Here is a 17,547-nt window from a genome sequence, read left to right as displayed (position 1 = left end):
CTAGGCCGGCGGACGGCGGGGCGCGATGGTGATCCAGATGCCGCCGAGAACGACCATGGCAGCAGCCACCAGGCGCGGCGACAGGACCTCGCCCAGCCAGAGGGCGGCGCCGGCGGCGGCCACCACCGGCACCAGGAGCTGGGCCGCCCCGGCGGTCGCCACCGACAGGCGCGGCAGCACCGCGTACCACACGGCATAGCCGAGCGCCGACGTCACCATGCCGGACGCCAGGGCCAGGGCGACGCCGGTCACCGTCGGCGCCGGCTCGGGAACCGCGAAGACGACGAGGAGGCCGAGCAGGGCGGCTCCGACGAAGTTGCGCGCCGTCCGTCCGAGCGGGTCGGCCGCGCCGCGCCCGACCAGCGTGTAGACGGCCCAGGCGATCCCGGCCGCCGCCATCAGCAGCGCCGGCAGCAGCGGCGGCTGGGTGGCGCCCGGCGCCAGCAGCCAGACGAGGCCGGCGAAGGCGACGAGGAGCCCCGCCGTCTCGCGCCGGCCGGGCGGCCGGCCGGCCGCGCTGGCGAGCCCGGCCAGGCCGAGTTGCACCAGCGCGAAGAGGATCAGCGCCCCCGTCGCCGCCCCCAGTTCGAGATAGGCGAAGGTGAAGGCGGCGGCATAGGCGAAGAGCGCCGCCACCCCCGGCAGATCGGCCCGGCGGGGCAGGATCGCCGCCGGCCGGCGCAGGCACAGGAGGGCGAGCATGACGGCGCCGGAGGCGAGACGCAGCCCCATGAAGAGCGCCGGCCCGATCTCGCCGCCGGCCAGCGCCGGCCGGGTGAGCAGCGAGTTGCCGGCGAAGGCGAGGATCGCCAGCGCCGTCAGCGCGATGACCCGGAACCTGCCCGAGGGAGTCGGCGGCACGGCGCTCACCACCGCCTCAATCGACCGGATAAGGCTTCGTCAGCAGTTCCAGGAGGTGCCCGTCGGGACTGAGGAAATAGAAGCCCCGGCCGCCGCCATAGGTGTTGATTTCCCCCGGCCGGGTGCGACCGGGATCGGCCCACCAGTCGAGCCCGCGGGCGCGGACCCGCTCCAGGCCGGCGTCGAAGCCGGCCTCGTCGACCAGGAAGGCGTAGTGCTGCAGCGCGATCTCGCCCGCCTTGGCCATGAAGTCGAGCGAGACGCCGTTGTCCATCGCGACCACCATGAACTGGAGGAACGGCCGCGGCGCCGGCCGGCCGAGGATATCGGCGAGGAAGGCCGCCGAGGCGGCGGCGTCGCGGCACCAGACGATGGTGTGGTCGAGCCGGGCGGCCATGCCGTTCTCCCTCGCTGCATCGTGTGACGGCCTCTCATAGCACCGCGCGCCCGGCGACCGGCAGGCCCGTCGGCTCCGGGACGGCGCGATCGTCGATCGGGAAGTGGAGCAGCGCCGCCACCAGCCCCGCCACCGCCGTCGCGATCCAGATGGCCGCATAGGAGCCGGTGGCATCGAAGACCCAGCCACCCATCCAGGCGCCGAGGAACGAGCCGACCTGGTGGCTGAGGAAGACGATGCCGAAGAGCGTGCCGAGATGGCGGACGCCGAAGACCCGCGCGATCAGCCCGTTGGTCAGCGGCACGGTCCCGAGCCACATCAGGCCCATGGCGGCGGCGAAGAGCAGCACCGTCCATTCCGTCTTGGGACCGAGGAAGAAGGCCGCGATGACGATTCCGCGCAGCAGATAGAGCCAGCCGAGCACCCGCTGCGGCCGCAGCCGTCCGCCGAGCCAGCCGCAGGCCCAGCTTCCCGCCATGTTGAAGAGGCCGATCGCCGCCAGTGCGGTGGCGCCGAGCGCCGCCGGCATCTGGCAGGTGGCGAGATAGGCCGGGAGGTGGGTGGCGATGAAGGCGAGCTGGAAGCCGCAGGTGAAGAAGCCGAGCGTCAGCAGACGATAGCCGCGATGGCCGAGCGCGCCCGCCAGGGCGGCCCGCAGCGGCATCGGCGCGGCCGTCGGAGCGGCCGGCCCGCCCGCGCCCGAACGCCGGTCGAGCAGCAGGCCGAGCGGCGCCACGGCGAGCGCGCAGCCGGCGAGCAGCAGCAGTGCCGCCCCGGTGCCGGAGCCATCGGCCGCCCACTGGACGAGCGGCACCAGCCCGACCTGCCCCAGCGAACCGCCGGCGCTGGCGAGGCCGAGCGCCATGCTGCGCCGCTCCGGCGCCGCCTGGCGGCCGACCGCGCTGAGCACCACGCCGAAGCTGGTGCCGCTGATGCCGATGCCGACGAGCACGCCGAGCCCCAGCACCAGCATCGGCCCGGTCGGCATGATGGCGGCGAGGCCAAGGCCGGCGGCGAAGAGCAACGCGCCGGCCGCCACCACCGGCGCCGCGCCGAAGCGGTCGGCCGCCGCCCCGGCGAAGGGCTGCGCCACCCCCCAGACGAGGTTGTGCAGCGCGATCGCGAAGGCGATCAGCGTCACTGGCAGGCCGTGATCGAACGAGAACGGACCGAGGAAGAGGCCGAAGCTCTGCCGGGCGCCCATGGCCGCGCTCATGACCAGCGAGGCGCCGACGATGGCAAGCGCCGCAGGCCCGAACTTGACTGGCCTAAACTTGACTGGCCCGAGCAGGCGACGGACGGACGACGGGGTCATGCGGGCGATCTCCGGGTCGGTGGGTGGACGAGGCTAGGCCCGACCGCCGCCGTCACGATTGAAGGGTTGTGCGGGAATGCCGCCGCCGCCATCGTCGCGGCCCCGAGAAAAATTTGGGATGGAACGTCGATTCCGCTCGGGCTCGTTCGTCGTGACGACGAAGCGGCCCGGAACCGGAGCCGCGACGCGAGAGGAGACGAGAACGATGCGCGTGATGGTCATGGTGAAGGCGACCGAGGACAGCGAAGCCGGTGTCATGCCCTCGACGGACCTCGCCGAGGCGATGGGCCGGTTCAACGAAGCGCTGGTGCAGGCCGGTGTCCTGCTGGCCGGCGACGGGCTGAAGCCGTCGCGGATCGGCAAGCGGGTGGCCTTCGACGGCCCGCGCCGCACCGTCATCGACGGCCCCTTCGCCGAGACGCGGGAACTGGTCGCCGGCTACTGGCTGTGGGAGGTGAAGGACATGGCCGAGGCGGTCGAATGGGTGAAGCGCTGCCCGAACCCGATGCCGGGCCCGAGCGAGATCGAGATCCGGCCGCTCTACGAGCTGTCCGACTTCGCCGAGGCCATGACGCCGGAAGCGGTCGCGATCCACGAGGGCGTCCGCGACAAGCTCGCCGGCCGCTGACGGCGTGTCCGGGCCGGCGACGGACGCGGCGGCGCAGGCGATCGAGGCGGTGTTCCGCATCGAGCGGGCCCGCCTCGTCGGCGGCCTCGCGCGCCTGCTGCGCGACGTCGACCTCGCCGAGGAGCTGGCGCAGGACGCGCTGGTGGCGGCACTGGCCGACTGGCCGCGGACCGGGGTGCCGGCCAACCCCGGCGCCTGGCTGGCCGCCACGGCGAAGCGGCGGGCGATCGACGGCTTCCGCCACCGCCGCATGCGGGAGCGCAAGCATGCCGAGATCGCCCGCGACCTCGAGGACGGCGACCGGGATCCGGGCGCGGAGATCGAGGCCGCGATCGAGAGCGGCGACCTCGGCGACGAGCTGCTCGGCCTGATCTTCGCCGCCTGCCATCCGGTGCTGTCGACCGAAGCGCGCGCCGCCCTCACGCTCCGGCTCGTCGGCGGCCTGACGACGGCGGAGATCGCCCGCGCCTTCCTGGCGTCGGAGGCGACGATCGCCCAGCGCATCGTGCGCGCCAAGCGGACGATCGCGGCGGCCGGCGTCGGCTTCGCCGTGCCTCGCGGCCGCGAGCGCGCGCTCCGCCTCGCCTCGGTCCTGGAGGTGGTCTACCTCGTCTTCAACGAGGGCTACGCCGCGACCGTGGGGGACGACCTCACCCGGCCGGCACTGTGTGCCGAGGCGCGGCGTCTCGGCCGCATCCTGGCCAGCCGGATGCCGGCCGAGCCGGAGGTGCTGGGCCTCCTGGCGCTGATGGAACTGCAATCGTCGCGGCTTGCCGCCCGCGTCGCACCGGACGGGTCCGCCATCCCGCTGCCGGAGCAGAACCGCGCCCGCTGGGACCATCTCCTGATCCGCCGCGGCCTGGCCGCCCTGGCGCGGGCCGAGGCGCTGGGCGGCGCGGACGGCCCCTACGCGCTCCAGGCGGCGCTCGCCGCCTGCCATGCGCGCGCCCGTCGGTTCGAGGAGACCGACTGGGTGCGCATCGCCGGCCTCTACGACCGCCTGGAACGGGTCATGCCGTCCCCGGTGGTCGGGCTCAATCGCGCCATCGCCCACGGCATGGCCTTCGGCCCGGCGGCCGGGCTGGCGCTCCTCGACGCGCTCGACGCCACGGCCGGGCCGGCGCTCGGCGCCTACGCGCCGCTGCCGGCGGCCCGTGGCGACCTCCTGCGGCGCGCCGGCCGCCCGGCGGAGGCCGAGGCCCAGTTCCGGCGCGCGGCCGCACTCTCGGGCAATGCGCGCGAGCGGGACTACCTGCTGCGCCAGGCCGCCGCCTGCCGGGAAACGGTTCCCGGCCGCGATTGATCTGCCGGTGGCCGGCGCGCATGCTCGGGCCCCAGATGACCGCCGCGACGAGCCCGCTGCTCACCGACCTCTACGAGCTCGCCATGCTCCAGGCCTATCTGGAGCATGGCGAGACCGGGACCGCGGTCTTCGAGTTCTTTGTCCGGCGGCTGCCGCCGCGGCGGGGCTTCCTCGTCGCGGCCGGCCTCGAGCAGGCGCTGGAGTATCTCGGGTCCCTGCGCTTCGCACCCGACGAGATCGACTGGCTCGCCGGCACCGGACGTTTCGGCCGGCGCCTCCTCGACCACCTCGCCGGCTTCCGCTTCACCGGCGACGTCCATGCCGTGCCGGAGGGCCGGGTGGTCTTTCCCGACGAGCCGATCCTGCGCGTCACCGCGCCGATCCCGGAGGCGCAGTTCGTCGAGACGCGGCTCATCAACATCCTGCATTTCCAGACGGTGATCGCGTCCAAGGCGGCGCGCATGGTGCTCGCGGCGGGCGGCCGGCGGCTGGTCGATTTCGGCCTGCGCCGGGCGCACGGCGCCGAGGCGGGACTCCTGGCGGCCCGCGCCAGCTACCTCGCCGGCTTCGCCGGCACCGCGACGGTGCTGGCGGAGCGCGCGTTCGGCATTCCGACGACCGGCACCATGGCCCACTCGTTCGTCGCCGCGTTCGACCGCGAGAGCACCGCCTTCGAGCGCTTCGCCCTCGCCTGCCCGCGCAACCTCACCCTGCTCATCGACACCTACGACACCGAGGCGGCGGCGCGGAAGGTGGTCCGCCTCGCCCCGCGGCTCGCGGCGAAGGGCGTCCGCGTCCAGGCGGTCCGCCTCGACAGCGGCGACCTCGTCGCCCTCGCATGCAGCGTCCGCCGCATCCTCGACGCGGGCGGCCTGGCGGACGTCGCCATCTTCGCCAGCGGCGGGCTCGACGAGGACGCGATCGCCGGCATCGTCGCCGCCGGAGCACCGATCGACGGCTTCGGCGTCGGCACCAGCCTCGCCACCTCCGCGGACGCGCCCGCCCTCGATTGCGCCTACAAGCTCCAGGAATATGCCGGGCTGCCGCGCCGCAAGCGATCGTCGGGCAAGGCCACCTGGCCCGGCCGCAAGCAGGTCTGGCGGCGCTACGATGCCGAGGGACGGATGGCCGGCGACATTCTCTCCGTCGAGGCGGACAGCCACGCCGGCGAACCACTGCTGGTGCCGGTGATGCGGGCCGGACGCCGCCTCGCCGCCGCCCCGACGCTGGCCGACATCCGGGCGCGGGCGGCGCGCGACCTCGACCGCCTGCCGCCGGGGCTGCGCTCGCTCGATCCCCAAGCCCCCTACCCCGTCACCGTCGCCGAACCGCTCCGCCAACTCGCCGCCGCCGTCGACCGGCGGCTCGCCGAGACCGAGGAGCCGATGCCGTGACCGCCAGCTTCGTCCCCGGCGAGCAGGACCTGCTCCTGGTCGTCGACATCCAGAACGACTTCTGTCCCGGCGGGCGGCTCGCCGTGCCGCGCGGCGACGAGATCGTGCCGGTCGTCAACCGCCTCGCCGCCCGCTTCCCGCACGTCGTCCTGACCCAGGACTGGCATCCGCCCGACCATCTGTCCTTCGCCTCCTCCCACCCCGGAAGGGCGCCGTTCCAGACGATCGAAGTCGCCTACGGCCCGCAGGTGCTGTGGCCGGACCATTGCGTGCAGGGGACGCGGGGCGCGGCGTTCCGTGACGATCTCGCCATCCCCCATGCCGAGCTCGTCCTGCGCAAGGGCTACCATCGCGCGATCGACTCCTACTCGGCCTTCTTCGAGAACGACCGGCGGACCGCGACCGGGCTTGCCGGGTATCTGCGCGAGCGCGGCGTCCGGCGGATCGTCATCGCCGGGCTGGCGTTGGACTTCTGCGTGCGCTTCTCGGCCGAGGACGCGCACGGCCTGGGCTTCGCGGTGACGGTGGTCGAGGACGCCTGCCGGGCGATCGATCTCGACGGCTCGGCCGCCGATGCCCGCGCCCGGTTCCGGGCGCTCGGCATCGACTGCATCATGGCCGATTGACCTGCCTCAAGGAGGCGGCCCGGGTCGATCGCCTAGCGTGACGGCTGGGCCAGCCGGCCGATCGGAGCGAGGAGACGGGACATGGCGAGGAAGTCGCGTGACGCCGAAGATGCCGGGATCGACGAAGGACCCGAGCTCTCGATTTCGCCGGAGAAGGTCTGTTTCGTCATCGTCAAGGCGCGCGAGTTCGACGCCAAGGACGCGGTGACCGAGCCCGACCCGGGGTCCAACCCCTCCGACGACAAGGACGTGTCGGTCCTGGAGGACCATTCCGACGACCCGGTCGTGGAGGAGCTGACCGCCTTCATCGACTCCCTGTCGGAGGACGAGCAGATCGATCTCGTGGCGCTCGCCTGGCTCGGACGCGACGACTATTCGGCCGAGGACTGGGCCGAGGTCCGCGCCGAGGCGGCCGACGCCCACAACGCCCGCACTGCCGAATACCTCCTCGGCATCCCGCTGCTCGGCGACTTCCTCGAGGAGGGCCTGTCGCAGCTCGGACATTCCTGCGAGGAGTTCGAGATGGACCGGCTCTAGGTCCGGGCGCGACCCGTGCCCTACGCGGCGAACCGGGACCTGCCCGCCACGGTGCGCGGCCATCTGCCGGCGCACGCCCAGGACATCTTCCGCGCCGCCTTCAACCACGCCTTCGCCGCCCATGCCGGCGACCCGGAGCAGGAGGCGATCGCCCACCGCATCGCCTGGGCGGCGGTCAAGCGCAGCTACGTCAAGGACGGGGACCGCTGGGTGCCGCGCGCCGACCCCGACTGAACGCCGGGCCTGAACACCGGACGGGCCGCCCCGCCCCCACTTCGTCTGCGAGCAGGATGCCGACGGGCTGGCCGTCGACACGCGCGACGGCCAGCCGTTCCGCGCCATCAACGGCGTGCAGACCCTGTCCGCGCCCGTCCATTGCGCCCTCCCCGCGCCGGCCGAACTGGCCGCGGCCTGCATATCGCGGCTGCGCCTGTCGCCGCAGACCGGCGACCTGGTCGCCGTCGCGCGGATCTATCGCGCCATGGCCGACGGCGATGCCGCCCCTGCCGCGGCGCGTGCCCGGATCGCGGAGCTCGACCTGCCGGGAGCCCTGGTCGACGGCTATCTGCACGGCCGCCGCGGCGCCCGGGATTGCCTAGCCGCCGTCGAGCTCGTCGAGCCACACCCGGGAGCCGGCGTCGGACGGGGCGCGCCAGTCGCCGCGCGGCGACAGCGAGCCGCCCGAGGAGATCTTCGGCCCGTTCGGCAGCGCCGAACGCTTGAACTGGTTGGCGAAGAAGCGCCGGAGGAAGAGCCGCAGCCAGTGCCGGATCTCCTCGCGCGTGTAGGCCCGCCGGTCCTCGGGCGGAACGTTCTCGGGCCATGCGCCGCGCCCGGCGTCGCCCCATGCCGCCTCCGCCAGGAAGGCGATCCGGGACGGCCGGAAGCCGTAGCGGGTCAGGTAGAAGAGGTTGAAGTCCTGGAGCGCATAGGGACCGACCACCTGCTGGGTCGATTGCGGCCGCTCGCCCGCCGCCGCCGGCACCAGTTCGGGCGAAATCTCGGTGGCAAGGACGCGCCCGAGCACCGCGGCCGTCTCGTCCGACACGTCGCCGGAGGCGGCGACGAAGCGGATGAGATGCTGGATCAGCGTCTTCGGCACCGAGGCGTTGACGTTGTAGTGCGCCATGTGGTCGCCGACGCCGTAGGTACACCAGCCGAGCCCGAGCTCGGAGAGGTCGCCCGTCCCGACCACGAGGCCGCCATGGCGGTTGGCGAGGCGGAAGAGATAGTCGGTCCGCAGGCCCGCCTGCACGTTCTCGAAGGTGACGTCGTAGGCCGGCTCGCCGCCGGCGAAGGGATGGCCGAGGTCGTCCAGCATCTGCCGCGCCGCCGGCCGGATGTCGATCTCCGCCCCGGTGACGCCGAGGGCGCGCATCAGCGCCCAGGCATTGGCCCGCGTCTCGTCGGAGGTCGCGAATCCGGGCAGGGTGTAGGCGAGCACGTCCGACCGCGGCCGGCCGAGCAGGTCCATCGCCCGCGCGGCGACGATCAGCGCCTGGGTCGAATCGAGCCCGCCCGAGACGCCGATGACGGCACGCCCCACGCCGGATGCGGCAAGCCGCTGCGCCAGCCCCTGGATCTGGATGTTGTAGGCCTCGTAGCACTCCTCGCTGAGCCGCGACGGGTCGGACGGAACGTAGGGGAAGCGCTCGATGACGCGCTCCAGCCGGACGGGTGCGGCCGGGCGGTCGAGCGCGAAGGCGACGGTCCGGAACGCCTCCTCGCCCCCGCCGGACGCGCCGGCCTCGGCCCGCGCGCAGTCGCCGAAGCTGGTCGTGCGCATGCGCTCCTGGCGCAGCCGCTCGAGATCGATGTCGGCCGCGACGAAGCCCGACCGGGTCTGGAAGCGTTCGCTCTCGGCCAGCGTGTCGCCGTTCTCGAAGACGGCCGCATGGCCGTCCCAGGCGAGGTCGGTGGTCGATTCGCCGTACCCGGCGGCGGAATAGGCGTAGGCGGAGATGCAGCGGGCGGACTGGCTGGCGCAGAGCAGGCGCCGGGTGCGCGCCTTGCCGATGGTGATGTTGCTGGCCGAGAGGTTGAGGAGCAGTTCCGCACCCGCCATCGCGCCCCGCGTCGAGGGCGGCTGCGGCACCCAGATGTCCTCGCAGATCTCGACATGGAAGGTGAAGGCGACCGGTCCTTCCGACCGGAACAGGAGGTCGGGCCCGAAGGGCACCGTCCGGCCGGCGACGCCGATCGTGGCGCCGCGCAACCCGAGCCCGGGCGCGAAGTGCCGGCGCTCGTAGAACTCGCGATAGTTCGGCGGGTAGAGCTTGGGGACGACGCCGAGGACGGCGCCGCGATGGATGACGACGGCGGTGTTGAAGAGCTGTCCGGCGCGGCGCAGCGGAGCGCCGACCACGAGCACCGGGAAGAGCCCGCGCGAGGCCTCGGCAATGCGCGCGATCGCGCCTTCGACCGCGTCCAGCAGGGCGTCCTGGAACAGCAGGTCGTCGATCGCGTAGGAGGAGAGTCCGAGCTCGGGAAACAGCATCAGGCCGACGTCGCGGGCGTGGCCCTCGGCCGCCAGTTCCAGATGCTCGCGGACCGCGAAATCGGGATCGGCGACCCGCCCGCGCGGCACGCAGGCGGCGAGCCGCAGGAACCCCTGCCCATACATGCAACCGAAATCGGCCATCGGACCTCGCACCGGGACGGGCGGCCGTGCGCCGCCCGATCGGCCGCGATCTTGGCGCGCCGCCGCGGCGACGGCCAGACGAAAGACGCCCGGCCGCCGCAGCCGGCGCCCCCTGGGCTACCCGGCGAGACGGAAGGCGATCACCGGCAGGTCGTCCATCGCCAGGGTCTCGGCCTGCGCCGGCACGGGCCCGCGCTCGAAGAGCGCCCGCAGCGCGTCCGGCCTGGCCTCGACCCCGAGCACGATCGCCTGGACGATCGGCCCCTCCTTCAGGCGGAGATGCCCGTAGACATAGGGCGCGATCTTCTCGAACCGCGGATGACAGGCGGGCGTGATGTTGTGCGTGGCATAGAGGAGGGTCGCCGCGCCGCTGAGCGCGGCCTCCTCGACCTCCCAGCTTCCGCAATGCTCGCAGCACCCGGTCGGCGGAAAGGTGAACTTGCCGCAGGCGCGGCATCTGGTCGCCCGGAACACGCCCTGGGCGAGGCCTTCGTAGTACCGGCGGATGGCGCTCGGCTGCTCCGTGACGGCTTGCATGTCACAGTCCTCCCAGAACGATCACGGTCCCGATCATGGCGTAGCCGTGGGTGTGGATGACCGAGATCTCCGGCCGCTTCGGGATCTGCCGCGGCCCGGCCATGCCGCGCATCTGCAGGACCGCCTCGTAGGTGTCGGTCCCGGCGCTGGCGCCCCAGGCATGCCCGAAGGCATGGCGGCCGCCATGGGTCGACATCGGGCGATCGCCGTCGAAGCGCAGGCGCCCCGCCCGCGCCGCGTCCAGGCCCTTGCCCGGCTCCAGATAGCCGATGGTCTCGGCGGTGCAGATGCCGGAGATGTGCGAGCAGTCGTGGGTGTGGAGATAGTCGATGTCGCCGGCGCCGATCCCGGCCATCCCGAAGGCGGCATCGGCCGCCCGCTTGTCGAACTCCCAATGGGTCGGATCCTCGCCGTACCAGGGCAGGTCGCTGTAGCTGATGCCGAAGCCCTTGAACTCGACCGGGGCGGACTTGCCGCGCCGGGCGACGTCGGCGCGCGTCAACACCATGGCCGAGGCGCCGTCGGCGGTGGTGACGAGGCTGAGCAGCCGCGACGGCCAGGCGACGAACGGATTGTGCCGGTCGGAGCGCCAGTAGTCGAAGGCGTCGCCGAAGCCCTCTCGGGCGGCGCGGTCCTCCAGCTTCTCCTGGATGTTGGCCTTGGGATTCATCGAGCCGTGGAACCGGCGGGTGCGGCAGAGCTCGAACATGCCGCGGTCGTAGTCCTCGATCGAGATGCCGTGCTTGCGGCAGTAGCCGAGCGCCACCAGCCCGTTGTAGGTGGAGAAGATGTCGTAGCCCTGCGGCACGCCGTAGGCCTGGTTGACCGCCATGTCGGTCCATAGCCAGGTCTGCTGGTGCGAGATCGGCTCGCGCTCGTAGGGGCTGAAGTCCTTGACCTTGGTCCTGGTCGTCTCCAGCCCGTAGACCAGGACCGTGTCGTAGACGCCGGCCGCGATCGACATCGCGGCGAGCGAGGCGCCGACATTGGTCGTCGAGCACTGCGCCTCGAAATGGACACCGGCCTTGAACTGCGTCCCGGTCCATTTGGCGAGTTGCGAGTAGGTGCCCGGCACCTGCGAGCTGTGGACCATGGCGTTGCCGGCGAAGACGGCATCGACGTCCTGCCCCGTCACCCCGGCATCGTCCAGCGCCTCCTTGACCGCCGACGCGGTCAGTTCCTGGATGCTGAGTCCCTTGAGTTCCGGCGTCGTCAGCAGATCGCCGAAGCGCGAGCAGCCGATGCCCGAGATCGCCACTCGTTCCCTGAGCCTGTTGCTCATGTCGGGTCCTTTCCTGGCACCGCGATGGCACCCGCAGAGGGGCGCCTTGGGGGACGATGCGGACGGGGACCGCTGGCGGGCGTCGACAAGGTCCAAAGTCATTTCGCCGGAAACCGCGCCGGCCGGCATTGATACGAATCAATCCTTGTGCAACTGCCGATGAATTACGCGCTTTTCTATTCGCCTCCGACCGGAAAGCGGGCCAGGACGGCGACGACCTCCTCGTCGTCGACCTGCCGGAAATCCTCGTAGAAATAGCCGATCGCGCCGAAGGGCTCCGGCATGGCGAGGCAGACGAGGTCGTCGACCTCCGGCCGCAGTTCGTCGACCGTATCGGCCGGCGCGACCGGCACCGCCAGCACCAGGGTCTTCGGCCGATGCTGGCGGATCGCCCGCAGGGCCGCCTTCATGGTGGCGCCGGTGGCGATGCCGTCGTCGACGACGATCACCGTCCGGCCGGCGAGCGGCGCCCGGGCGCGGGCACCGAGGTAGCGGGCGCGGCGGCGTTCGATCTCGCGCAGTTCCTCCTGGCAGACCCGGTCGAACTCGGCCGCCCCAACCTCGGCGCTGCGGATGACCCCCTCGTTGCGGACGACGATGGGATGGGCGCCGTCGACAACCGCGCCGATCGCGAGCTCGGGATGCCAGGGCAGCCCGATCTTGCGGACGAGCACGAGGTCGAGCGGGGCGCCCAGCGCCGCCGCGATCTCGGCCGCGACGGGCACGCCGCCGCGCGGCAGCGCCAGCACGACCGGGTGCCGGTCGCGGTAGCGGGCGAGCGAAGCGGCCAGCCGGCGGCCGGCGTCGGCACGATCGGCGAAGATCATGGCATCCCTCCTTGCCACCGCTCGGGCAGGTGGCGCTCGAACCAGCGGACGGCCTCGCCGATGGCGGCGTCGAGCGTGCCGGGCTCCTCGAAGAGGTGGGTGGCGCCGGGAACCAGCACGAGCGCCTTCTCGCCGCCGAGCCGCGCCAAGGCCGCCTCGTTGAGTTCGATGACGCCGGCATCGCGGGCGCCGACGATCAGCAGGGTCGGCGCCGTCACCCCGTCGAGGGCCGGGCCGGCGAGGTCGGGACGGCCGCCGCGCGAGACGACGGCGGCGATGCGCGGCCCCAGCCGGCGCGCCGCGACCAGCGCCGCCGCCGCCCCGGTGCTGGCGCCGAAGAGCCCGAGCGGCAGGCCGCGCAGTCCCGGCTCGCCGTCGATCCAGCGCACCGCGTCGACCAGCCGGCCGGCGAGCAGGGGGATGTCGAACACCCGCGCGCGATCGTCGCCCTCGGTCGGCAGCAGCAGGTCGAACAGCAGCGTCGCCATCCGCCGTCGGCCGAGCGCCTCGGCGACGCGCGCGTTGCGCGGACTGAAGCGGCTCGACCCGCTGCCATGGGCGAAGAGGACGAGGGCCCGCGGCGGCTGCGGCACGCGAAGGATGCCGTCGAGCCCGAGCGCGCCGACGCGCACCGCCCGAGCTGCGGGCGGGAGCCCGCCGGCCCTCCCTGGGTCGCCGTCCTCGATCCGGACCATCGCTGGCCTTTCCCTGGAACGGTGGCATCCTCCCATCTTGGGCGGCCGCCCGGCATTGACGCGCATCAATGGCGGGCGACGCCGCCGCCTTAGGGTCGGGGCATGGCAGAATCATCGGGGCACGGCCATCCGGGGGAGCCGCCCGCGCCGGCGGACGGGCTGGCGGCCAAGGTCGCGTTCCTCGGCGACCCCCGCGCCTATCCGGAACCGGTCGCCGCGGTCGAGGTGGTGGAAACCCACATGTCCTGGGTCTTTCTCGCCGGCGGACGCGTCTACAAGCTGAAGAAGCCGGTCCGCTTCCCCTATCTCGACTTCTCGACGCTCGCCCGGCGTGCGGCGGCCTGCCGGGCCGAGGACCGGCTGAACCGCCGGCTCGCACCGGAGGTCTATCTCGGCATCGTGCCGCTGACCGCCGCCGCCTCCGGCCTCGCCCTCGGCGGCGAGGGCGAGGTCGTCGACTGGCTGGTCGTCATGCGCCGCCTCGATCCCGCCGCCAACCTGGAGCCGGCGCTGCGGGGCGGACGGCTGCCGCCGGCCGAGGTCGAGCGGGTCGCCGCCGTCCTCCGGTCCTTCTATCGCCGGGCGCGCCCGGTACCGACGTCGGCCGGGCGGCACCGCGACCATTGGCGGCAGGCGACCGAGGCGAACCGGCGGCTCCTCGCCGATCCCCGATTCCGCCTGCCCGCCGGGCTGGTCGGCCGCATCGCCATGGTGCAGCGGCGCTTCCTCGCCACCCGCTCGGCGGCGCTGGCGGCGCGGGTGCGGGCAGGCCGCATCGTCGACGCGCATGGCGACCTGCGGCCGGAGCATGTCTGGCTGACGCGGCCGGTCGCCATCATCGACTGCCTGGAGTTCGATCCCCGCCTGCGCGCGCTCGACCCGCTCGACGAGCTGGCGTTCCTCTCGGTCGAATGCGAGCGCCTCGGCGCCGCCTGGGTCGGCCGGCACATCCACCGACGCCTCGCGGCGGCCCTGCGCGAGCCCCCCGCCTCCGGTCTCTTCCTCTTCTACCGCACCCAGCGCGCCATGCTGCGGGCGCGCCTCGCCATCGCCCACCTGCTCGACGCGCAGCCGCGCACACCCGCCAAATGGCCGCTCCAGGCGCGGGCCTATCTCCGGATCGCGGCCGGCGACGCCCGCCGGCTGGAGCGCCTGCTCAGAACACGGAAAGGTCGGCGAGCGGCCGGCCCTGGCTGAGGCGGCGGATCGCCTCGCCGAGCAGCGGCGCCGCGCCGACCAGTTCGAGCTTGTCGCGGACCGGGCCGTCGGCAAGGCGGAAGGGCGGCACGCTGTCGGTCGCGTAGATGCGCGCGATCGCCGGGTCGGCCAGCGCCTCGGCCGACCCGGGCATGAAGAGGCCGTGGGCGACACATGCCACGACGCGGGCGGCGCCCGCCCGGAGCGCGGCGCGCGCCGCCCGGACCAGCGTGCCGCCGGTGCTGACGAGGTCGTCGACGACGACGCAGGTGGCGCCCGCGACCTCGCCGACGAAGAGCTCGCCCGAGACCACCCCGGCGCTGCGGTGCTTCTCGGCGAAGCCCATGCCGACCGGCCGACCGGCCTCGCGCTCCAGCAGCCCGCGGAAGAGCTCCGCCCGCTTGCCGCCGCCGAGGTCGGGCGAGACGACGCAGAGCGGCTCGCCGCCGACCGCCTGGGCAACCCGCTGGGCCAGCAGCGGCGCCGCGGACAGCGCGACGGTGCGGCAGCGGAAGGCGTTCTCGAAGGCCGCCTCGTTGTGGACCTCGAGCGTCACCACCGCGTCGGTCCCCATCGCCTCGAAGAGGGCCGCGACGTAGCGCGTCGTCACCGGGTCGTTCGGCTTGGTGCGGCGGTCCTTGCGGGCGTAGCAGAGATAGGGTGCGACCGCGGTGACGCGGGCCGCGCCCGCATCCTTCAGCGCCGCGACGAAGAACAGCAGCCGGCACAGCTTGTCGTTGGCGCTGGCCTCGGGGCCGCCATGGAGCCCGTGCAGGACGAAGACGTCGGCGCCGGCGACGGGATCGAGCGGCCGGGCCTTGTGCTCGCCGTCCTCGAAGGCGCGCTCCTCGTGCCGGGCGAGGTCGATGCCGAGATGGGTGGCGACCTGGCGGCCGAGCGCGTCGCTGCCGGCCAGCGCGAAAAGCATCGGCCGCCCGGGAGCGGCTGCGGAAGCCTGCATCGTTCCTCGTCCCTTTCGCTCGTGGCCGGAGCGGACCGGTCCCCGGCTACAGCCCCGCCGGCAGCTTGGCCCGCATCATGTCCCGGCGGTCGAGCCTGCGTCCGTCGACGACGAACGTGCCGTCGCCGACGGCATGGATCGTCCGCCGCTCCTTGCGGGCCGCGTCGAGATAGGCGGCGACGCCCTCGAGGACGACGATGCCGTGGCGCTCGACGATGTCGGTCACGCGGCACTCGATGTTGGCGATGCACTCCCGGATGAGCGGCGCCCGGACGTGCTTCGCCTTGGCCCGCGTCAGCCCGAAGCGCGCGAACTTGTCGGTGTCCTTCCCCGAGCACGTCCCGATGCCGACCGCGGTGTCGATCAGGTCGACGGTGGGCACCGCGATGACGCACTCCCGCGTCTGCTCCAGGGCGGCGTAGGAATGGTTCCAGGGGCCGGTCGTGATGGCGAAGGAGGCCGAGAAATCCAGCACCATGGTCCAGGTGATGGTCATCACGTTGTCATTCCGGCCGTCGTTGGTCGCGACCAGGACGACCGGCCCCGGCTCGATCAGCGTGAAGGCCCGGCCGATCGGCAGACTCTGCATGGGGCAGCCTCCGTCCCGCACGGCGGCCATCCTACCACAGCTCTGCCGCCCCCGGCCGGCCGGCCCTAGCCGCCCGGGTGCAGGCCCGGCGCCTCCTGGCCGGTGCGGGCGACATACTCGGTGTAGCCGCCGGCATACTGGTGGACGCCGTCGGGCGTCAGTTCGAGCACCCGGTTGGAGAGCGCGGCCAGGAAGTGGCGGTCGTGCGAGACGAACAGCATGGTGCCCTCGAACTCCGCCAGCGCCTGGACCAGCATGTCCTTGGTCGCCATGTCGAGATGGTTCGTCGGCTCGTCGAGGACGAGGAAGTTGGGCGGGTCGAACAGCATCTTCGCCATGACGAGCCGCGCCTTCTCGCCGCCCGACAGCACCCGGCAGCGCTTCTCGACGTCGTCGCCGGAGAAGCCGAAGCAGCCGGCGAGCGCGCGCAGGGCCCCCTGCCCGGCCTGCGGAAAGGAATTCTCCAGCGATTCGAAGATGGTCTCGTCGCCGTCGAGCAGGTCCATCGAATGCTGGGCGAAATAGCCCATGCGGACGCTGCTGCCGAGGACGACGGCACCGGCGTCCGGCTCGGCCGCGCCGGCGGCCAGCTTCAGCAGCGTCGACTTGCCGGCGCCGTTGACGCCGAGCACGCACCAGCGCTCGCGGCGGCGGACCTGGAGGTCGAACCCGGCATAGATGCGGTGGCTGCCATAGCCCTTGTGGACGTTGCGGAAACCGACCACGTCGTCGCCCGAGCGCGGCGGGGCACGGAACTCGAACTGGATCGTCTGGCGACGGCGCGGCGGCTCGACCCGCTCGATCTTGTCGAGCTTCTTGACCCGGCTCTGGACCTGGGCGGCGTGCGAGGCGCGGGCCTTGAAGCGCTCGATGAACTGGATCTCCTTGGCGAGCATCGCCTGCTGGCGCTCGAACTGCGCCTGGCGCTGCTTCTCGGCCAGCGCGCGCTGCTGCTCGTAGAAATCGTAGTCGCCGGAATAGGTGGTGAGCTGGCCGCCGTCGATCTCGACCACCTTGCCGACGATGCGGTTCATGAAGGCGCGGTCGTGGGACGTCATCAGGAGGGCGCCGTCGTAACCCTTGAGGAAGGCTTCCAGCCAGATCAGGCTTTCGAGGTCGAGATGGTTGCTGGGCTCGTCGAGGAGCATGGCGTCCGGCCGCATCAGGAGGATGCGGGCGAGCGCGACCCGCATCTTCCAGCCGCCCGAGAGCAGGCCGACATCGCCGTCCATGCGCTCCTGGCTGAAGCTCAGCCCGGCCAGCACCTCGCGGGCGCGGCCCTCCAGCGCATAGCCGTCGAGCTCCTGGAAGCGCCCCTGGACGTCGCCGTAGCGCTGGATGAGTTCGTCCATGCGGTCGGCCTCGTCGGGGTCGGCCATCGCCGCCTCCAGCGCCGCCATCTCGGCCGCGAGCGCGCTCACCGGCCCCGCCCCGTCCATCACCGCCGCGACCGCGCTCTGCCCGGCCATCTCGCCGACATCCTGGCTGAAATAGCCGATGGTGGTGCCGGCATCGACCACGACCTGGCCGTCGTCGGGCTGCTCCTCGCCGGCGATCATCCGGAAGAGCGTCGTCTTGCCGGCGCCGTTGGGGCCGACCAGCCCCACCTTCTCCCCCTTCTGGATGCCCATCGACGCCTCGATGAACAGGATCTGATGGCCGTGCTGCTTGCTGATGCTGTCGAGGCGGATCATGGGTTCCGGGAGCGTGGGGAATGGGTGGCGCCGCTGCGGCGGCGCCCCTCTAGCACATTCCGC

The 17,547-nt window shown here is 72.8% G+C and carries 18 protein-coding genes; 7 read left to right on the top strand and 11 right to left on the bottom strand.

Annotated elements, in window-relative coordinates:
• Genes ACE3Q3_RS16165 through ACE3Q3_RS16155 form a run of 3 tightly spaced genes read right to left on the bottom strand, consistent with a single transcriptional unit; the run spans nucleotide 1 to nucleotide 2,573 of the window.
• Complete coding sequence (locus ACE3Q3_RS16165; protein ID WP_374447817.1) at nucleotides 1-861, bottom strand: DMT family transporter; 861 nt, start codon at nucleotides 859-861, stop codon at nucleotides 1-3.
• A 16-nt stretch (nucleotides 862-877) separates the two neighbouring features.
• Nucleotides 878-1,258 carry a VOC family protein gene (locus tag ACE3Q3_RS16160; protein ID WP_374447815.1) on the bottom strand — a complete coding sequence of 127 codons (381 nt, stop codon included), beginning with the start codon at nucleotides 1,256-1,258 and terminating at the stop codon, nucleotides 878-880.
• Between the two features lie 34 nt (nucleotides 1,259-1,292).
• Nucleotides 1,293-2,573 (bottom strand): MFS transporter, encoded by a 1,281-nt coding sequence (locus ACE3Q3_RS16155; RefSeq protein WP_374447813.1) that lies wholly within the window; start codon nucleotides 2,571-2,573, stop codon nucleotides 1,293-1,295.
• A gap of 205 nt (nucleotides 2,574-2,778) precedes the next feature.
• Here ACE3Q3_RS16155 and ACE3Q3_RS16150 point away from each other — a divergent pair, with 205 nt between their 5' ends.
• The 6 genes from ACE3Q3_RS16150 (at nucleotide 2,779) to ACE3Q3_RS16125 (ending at nucleotide 7,295) form a co-directional block, all read left to right on the top strand.
• Nucleotides 2,779-3,201, top strand: a complete 423-nt coding sequence (locus ACE3Q3_RS16150; RefSeq protein WP_374447810.1) for a YciI family protein — start codon at nucleotides 2,779-2,781, stop codon at nucleotides 3,199-3,201.
• Nucleotides 3,202-3,205: 4 nt separating this feature from the next.
• Entirely contained in the window at nucleotides 3,206-4,504 is a 1,299-nt protein-coding gene (locus ACE3Q3_RS16145) for an RNA polymerase sigma factor (RefSeq protein ID WP_374447808.1), read from the top strand.
• Between the two features lie 35 nt (nucleotides 4,505-4,539).
• Nucleotides 4,540-5,898, top strand: coding sequence for a nicotinate phosphoribosyltransferase (locus ACE3Q3_RS16140; protein WP_374447805.1), 1,359 nt, complete (start codon nucleotides 4,540-4,542; stop codon nucleotides 5,896-5,898).
• Nucleotides 5,895-6,524 carry a bifunctional nicotinamidase/pyrazinamidase gene (gene pncA / locus ACE3Q3_RS16135; protein WP_374447803.1) on the top strand — a complete coding sequence of 210 codons (630 nt, stop codon included), beginning with the start codon at nucleotides 5,895-5,897 and terminating at the stop codon, nucleotides 6,522-6,524. The genes ACE3Q3_RS16140 and pncA overlap by 4 nt, the downstream gene beginning before the upstream one ends.
• Nucleotides 6,525-6,605: 81 nt before the next feature.
• Nucleotides 6,606-7,061: a DUF3775 domain-containing protein gene (locus ACE3Q3_RS16130; protein WP_374447801.1), complete on the top strand. Its 456-nt coding sequence runs from the start codon at nucleotides 6,606-6,608 to the stop codon at nucleotides 7,059-7,061.
• A gap of 15 nt (nucleotides 7,062-7,076) precedes the next feature.
• Nucleotides 7,077-7,295, top strand: a complete 219-nt coding sequence (locus tag ACE3Q3_RS16125) for a ChaB family protein (protein ID WP_374447799.1) — start codon at nucleotides 7,077-7,079, stop codon at nucleotides 7,293-7,295.
• A 361-nt stretch (nucleotides 7,296-7,656) separates the two neighbouring features.
• Here the strand turns inward: ACE3Q3_RS16125 and ACE3Q3_RS16120 are convergent, their stop codons facing one another.
• The 5 genes from ACE3Q3_RS16120 to ACE3Q3_RS16100 form a co-directional block, all read right to left on the bottom strand.
• Complete coding sequence (locus tag ACE3Q3_RS16120; RefSeq protein WP_374447797.1) at nucleotides 7,657-9,702, bottom strand: NAD(+) synthase; 2,046 nt, start codon at nucleotides 9,700-9,702, stop codon at nucleotides 7,657-7,659.
• A gap of 117 nt (nucleotides 9,703-9,819) precedes the next feature.
• Nucleotides 9,820-10,239 carry a Zn-ribbon domain-containing OB-fold protein gene (locus tag ACE3Q3_RS16115; protein WP_374447795.1) on the bottom strand — a complete coding sequence of 140 codons (420 nt, stop codon included), beginning with the start codon at nucleotides 10,237-10,239 and terminating at the stop codon, nucleotides 9,820-9,822.
• A gap of 1 nt (nucleotide 10,240) precedes the next feature.
• A complete protein-coding gene (locus ACE3Q3_RS16110; RefSeq protein WP_374447793.1) occupies nucleotides 10,241-11,521 on the bottom strand; it encodes a thiolase family protein in 1,281 nt (426 codons plus the stop codon).
• 176 nt (nucleotides 11,522-11,697) lie between these two features.
• A complete protein-coding gene (locus tag ACE3Q3_RS16105) occupies nucleotides 11,698-12,348 on the bottom strand; it encodes a phosphoribosyltransferase (RefSeq protein ID WP_374447792.1) in 651 nt (216 codons plus the stop codon).
• A complete protein-coding gene (locus tag ACE3Q3_RS16100; RefSeq protein WP_374447791.1) occupies nucleotides 12,345-13,043 on the bottom strand; it encodes a dienelactone hydrolase family protein in 699 nt (232 codons plus the stop codon). Before ACE3Q3_RS16100 ends, ACE3Q3_RS16105 begins: the two co-directional genes overlap by 4 nt.
• 102 nt (nucleotides 13,044-13,145) lie before the next feature.
• On the opposite strand from ACE3Q3_RS16100, the gene ACE3Q3_RS16095 reads away from it, so the two are divergent.
• Nucleotides 13,146-14,240 (top strand): hypothetical protein, encoded by a 1,095-nt coding sequence (locus ACE3Q3_RS16095; RefSeq protein ID WP_374447790.1) that lies wholly within the window; start codon nucleotides 13,146-13,148, stop codon nucleotides 14,238-14,240.
• On the opposite strand, the gene ACE3Q3_RS16090 is transcribed toward ACE3Q3_RS16095, so the two are convergent.
• From ACE3Q3_RS16090 to ACE3Q3_RS16080, 3 genes are all read right to left on the bottom strand, one after another.
• Nucleotides 14,200-15,201, bottom strand: a complete 1,002-nt coding sequence (locus tag ACE3Q3_RS16090) for a ribose-phosphate diphosphokinase (RefSeq protein WP_374447789.1) — start codon at nucleotides 15,199-15,201, stop codon at nucleotides 14,200-14,202. The two genes, ACE3Q3_RS16095 and ACE3Q3_RS16090, sit on opposite strands and share 41 nt — an antisense overlap.
• Before the next feature lie 46 nt (nucleotides 15,202-15,247).
• Nucleotides 15,248-15,790, bottom strand: a complete 543-nt coding sequence (locus ACE3Q3_RS16085) for a flavin reductase family protein (protein ID WP_374447788.1) — start codon at nucleotides 15,788-15,790, stop codon at nucleotides 15,248-15,250.
• A gap of 65 nt (nucleotides 15,791-15,855) precedes the next feature.
• Nucleotides 15,856-17,484 carry an ABC-F family ATP-binding cassette domain-containing protein gene (locus tag ACE3Q3_RS16080; protein ID WP_374447786.1) on the bottom strand — a complete coding sequence of 543 codons (1,629 nt, stop codon included), beginning with the start codon at nucleotides 17,482-17,484 and terminating at the stop codon, nucleotides 15,856-15,858.
• Nucleotides 17,485-17,547 lie beyond the last annotated feature (63 nt).

This window comes from Allostella sp. (genome assembly GCF_041913585.1).
Classification (GTDB): Bacteria; Pseudomonadota; Alphaproteobacteria; order ATCC43930; family Allostellaceae; genus Allostella.
The sequence above is the reverse complement of the archived record's forward strand: the minus strand, read 5'-3'. Positions and strand labels throughout refer to the sequence as shown.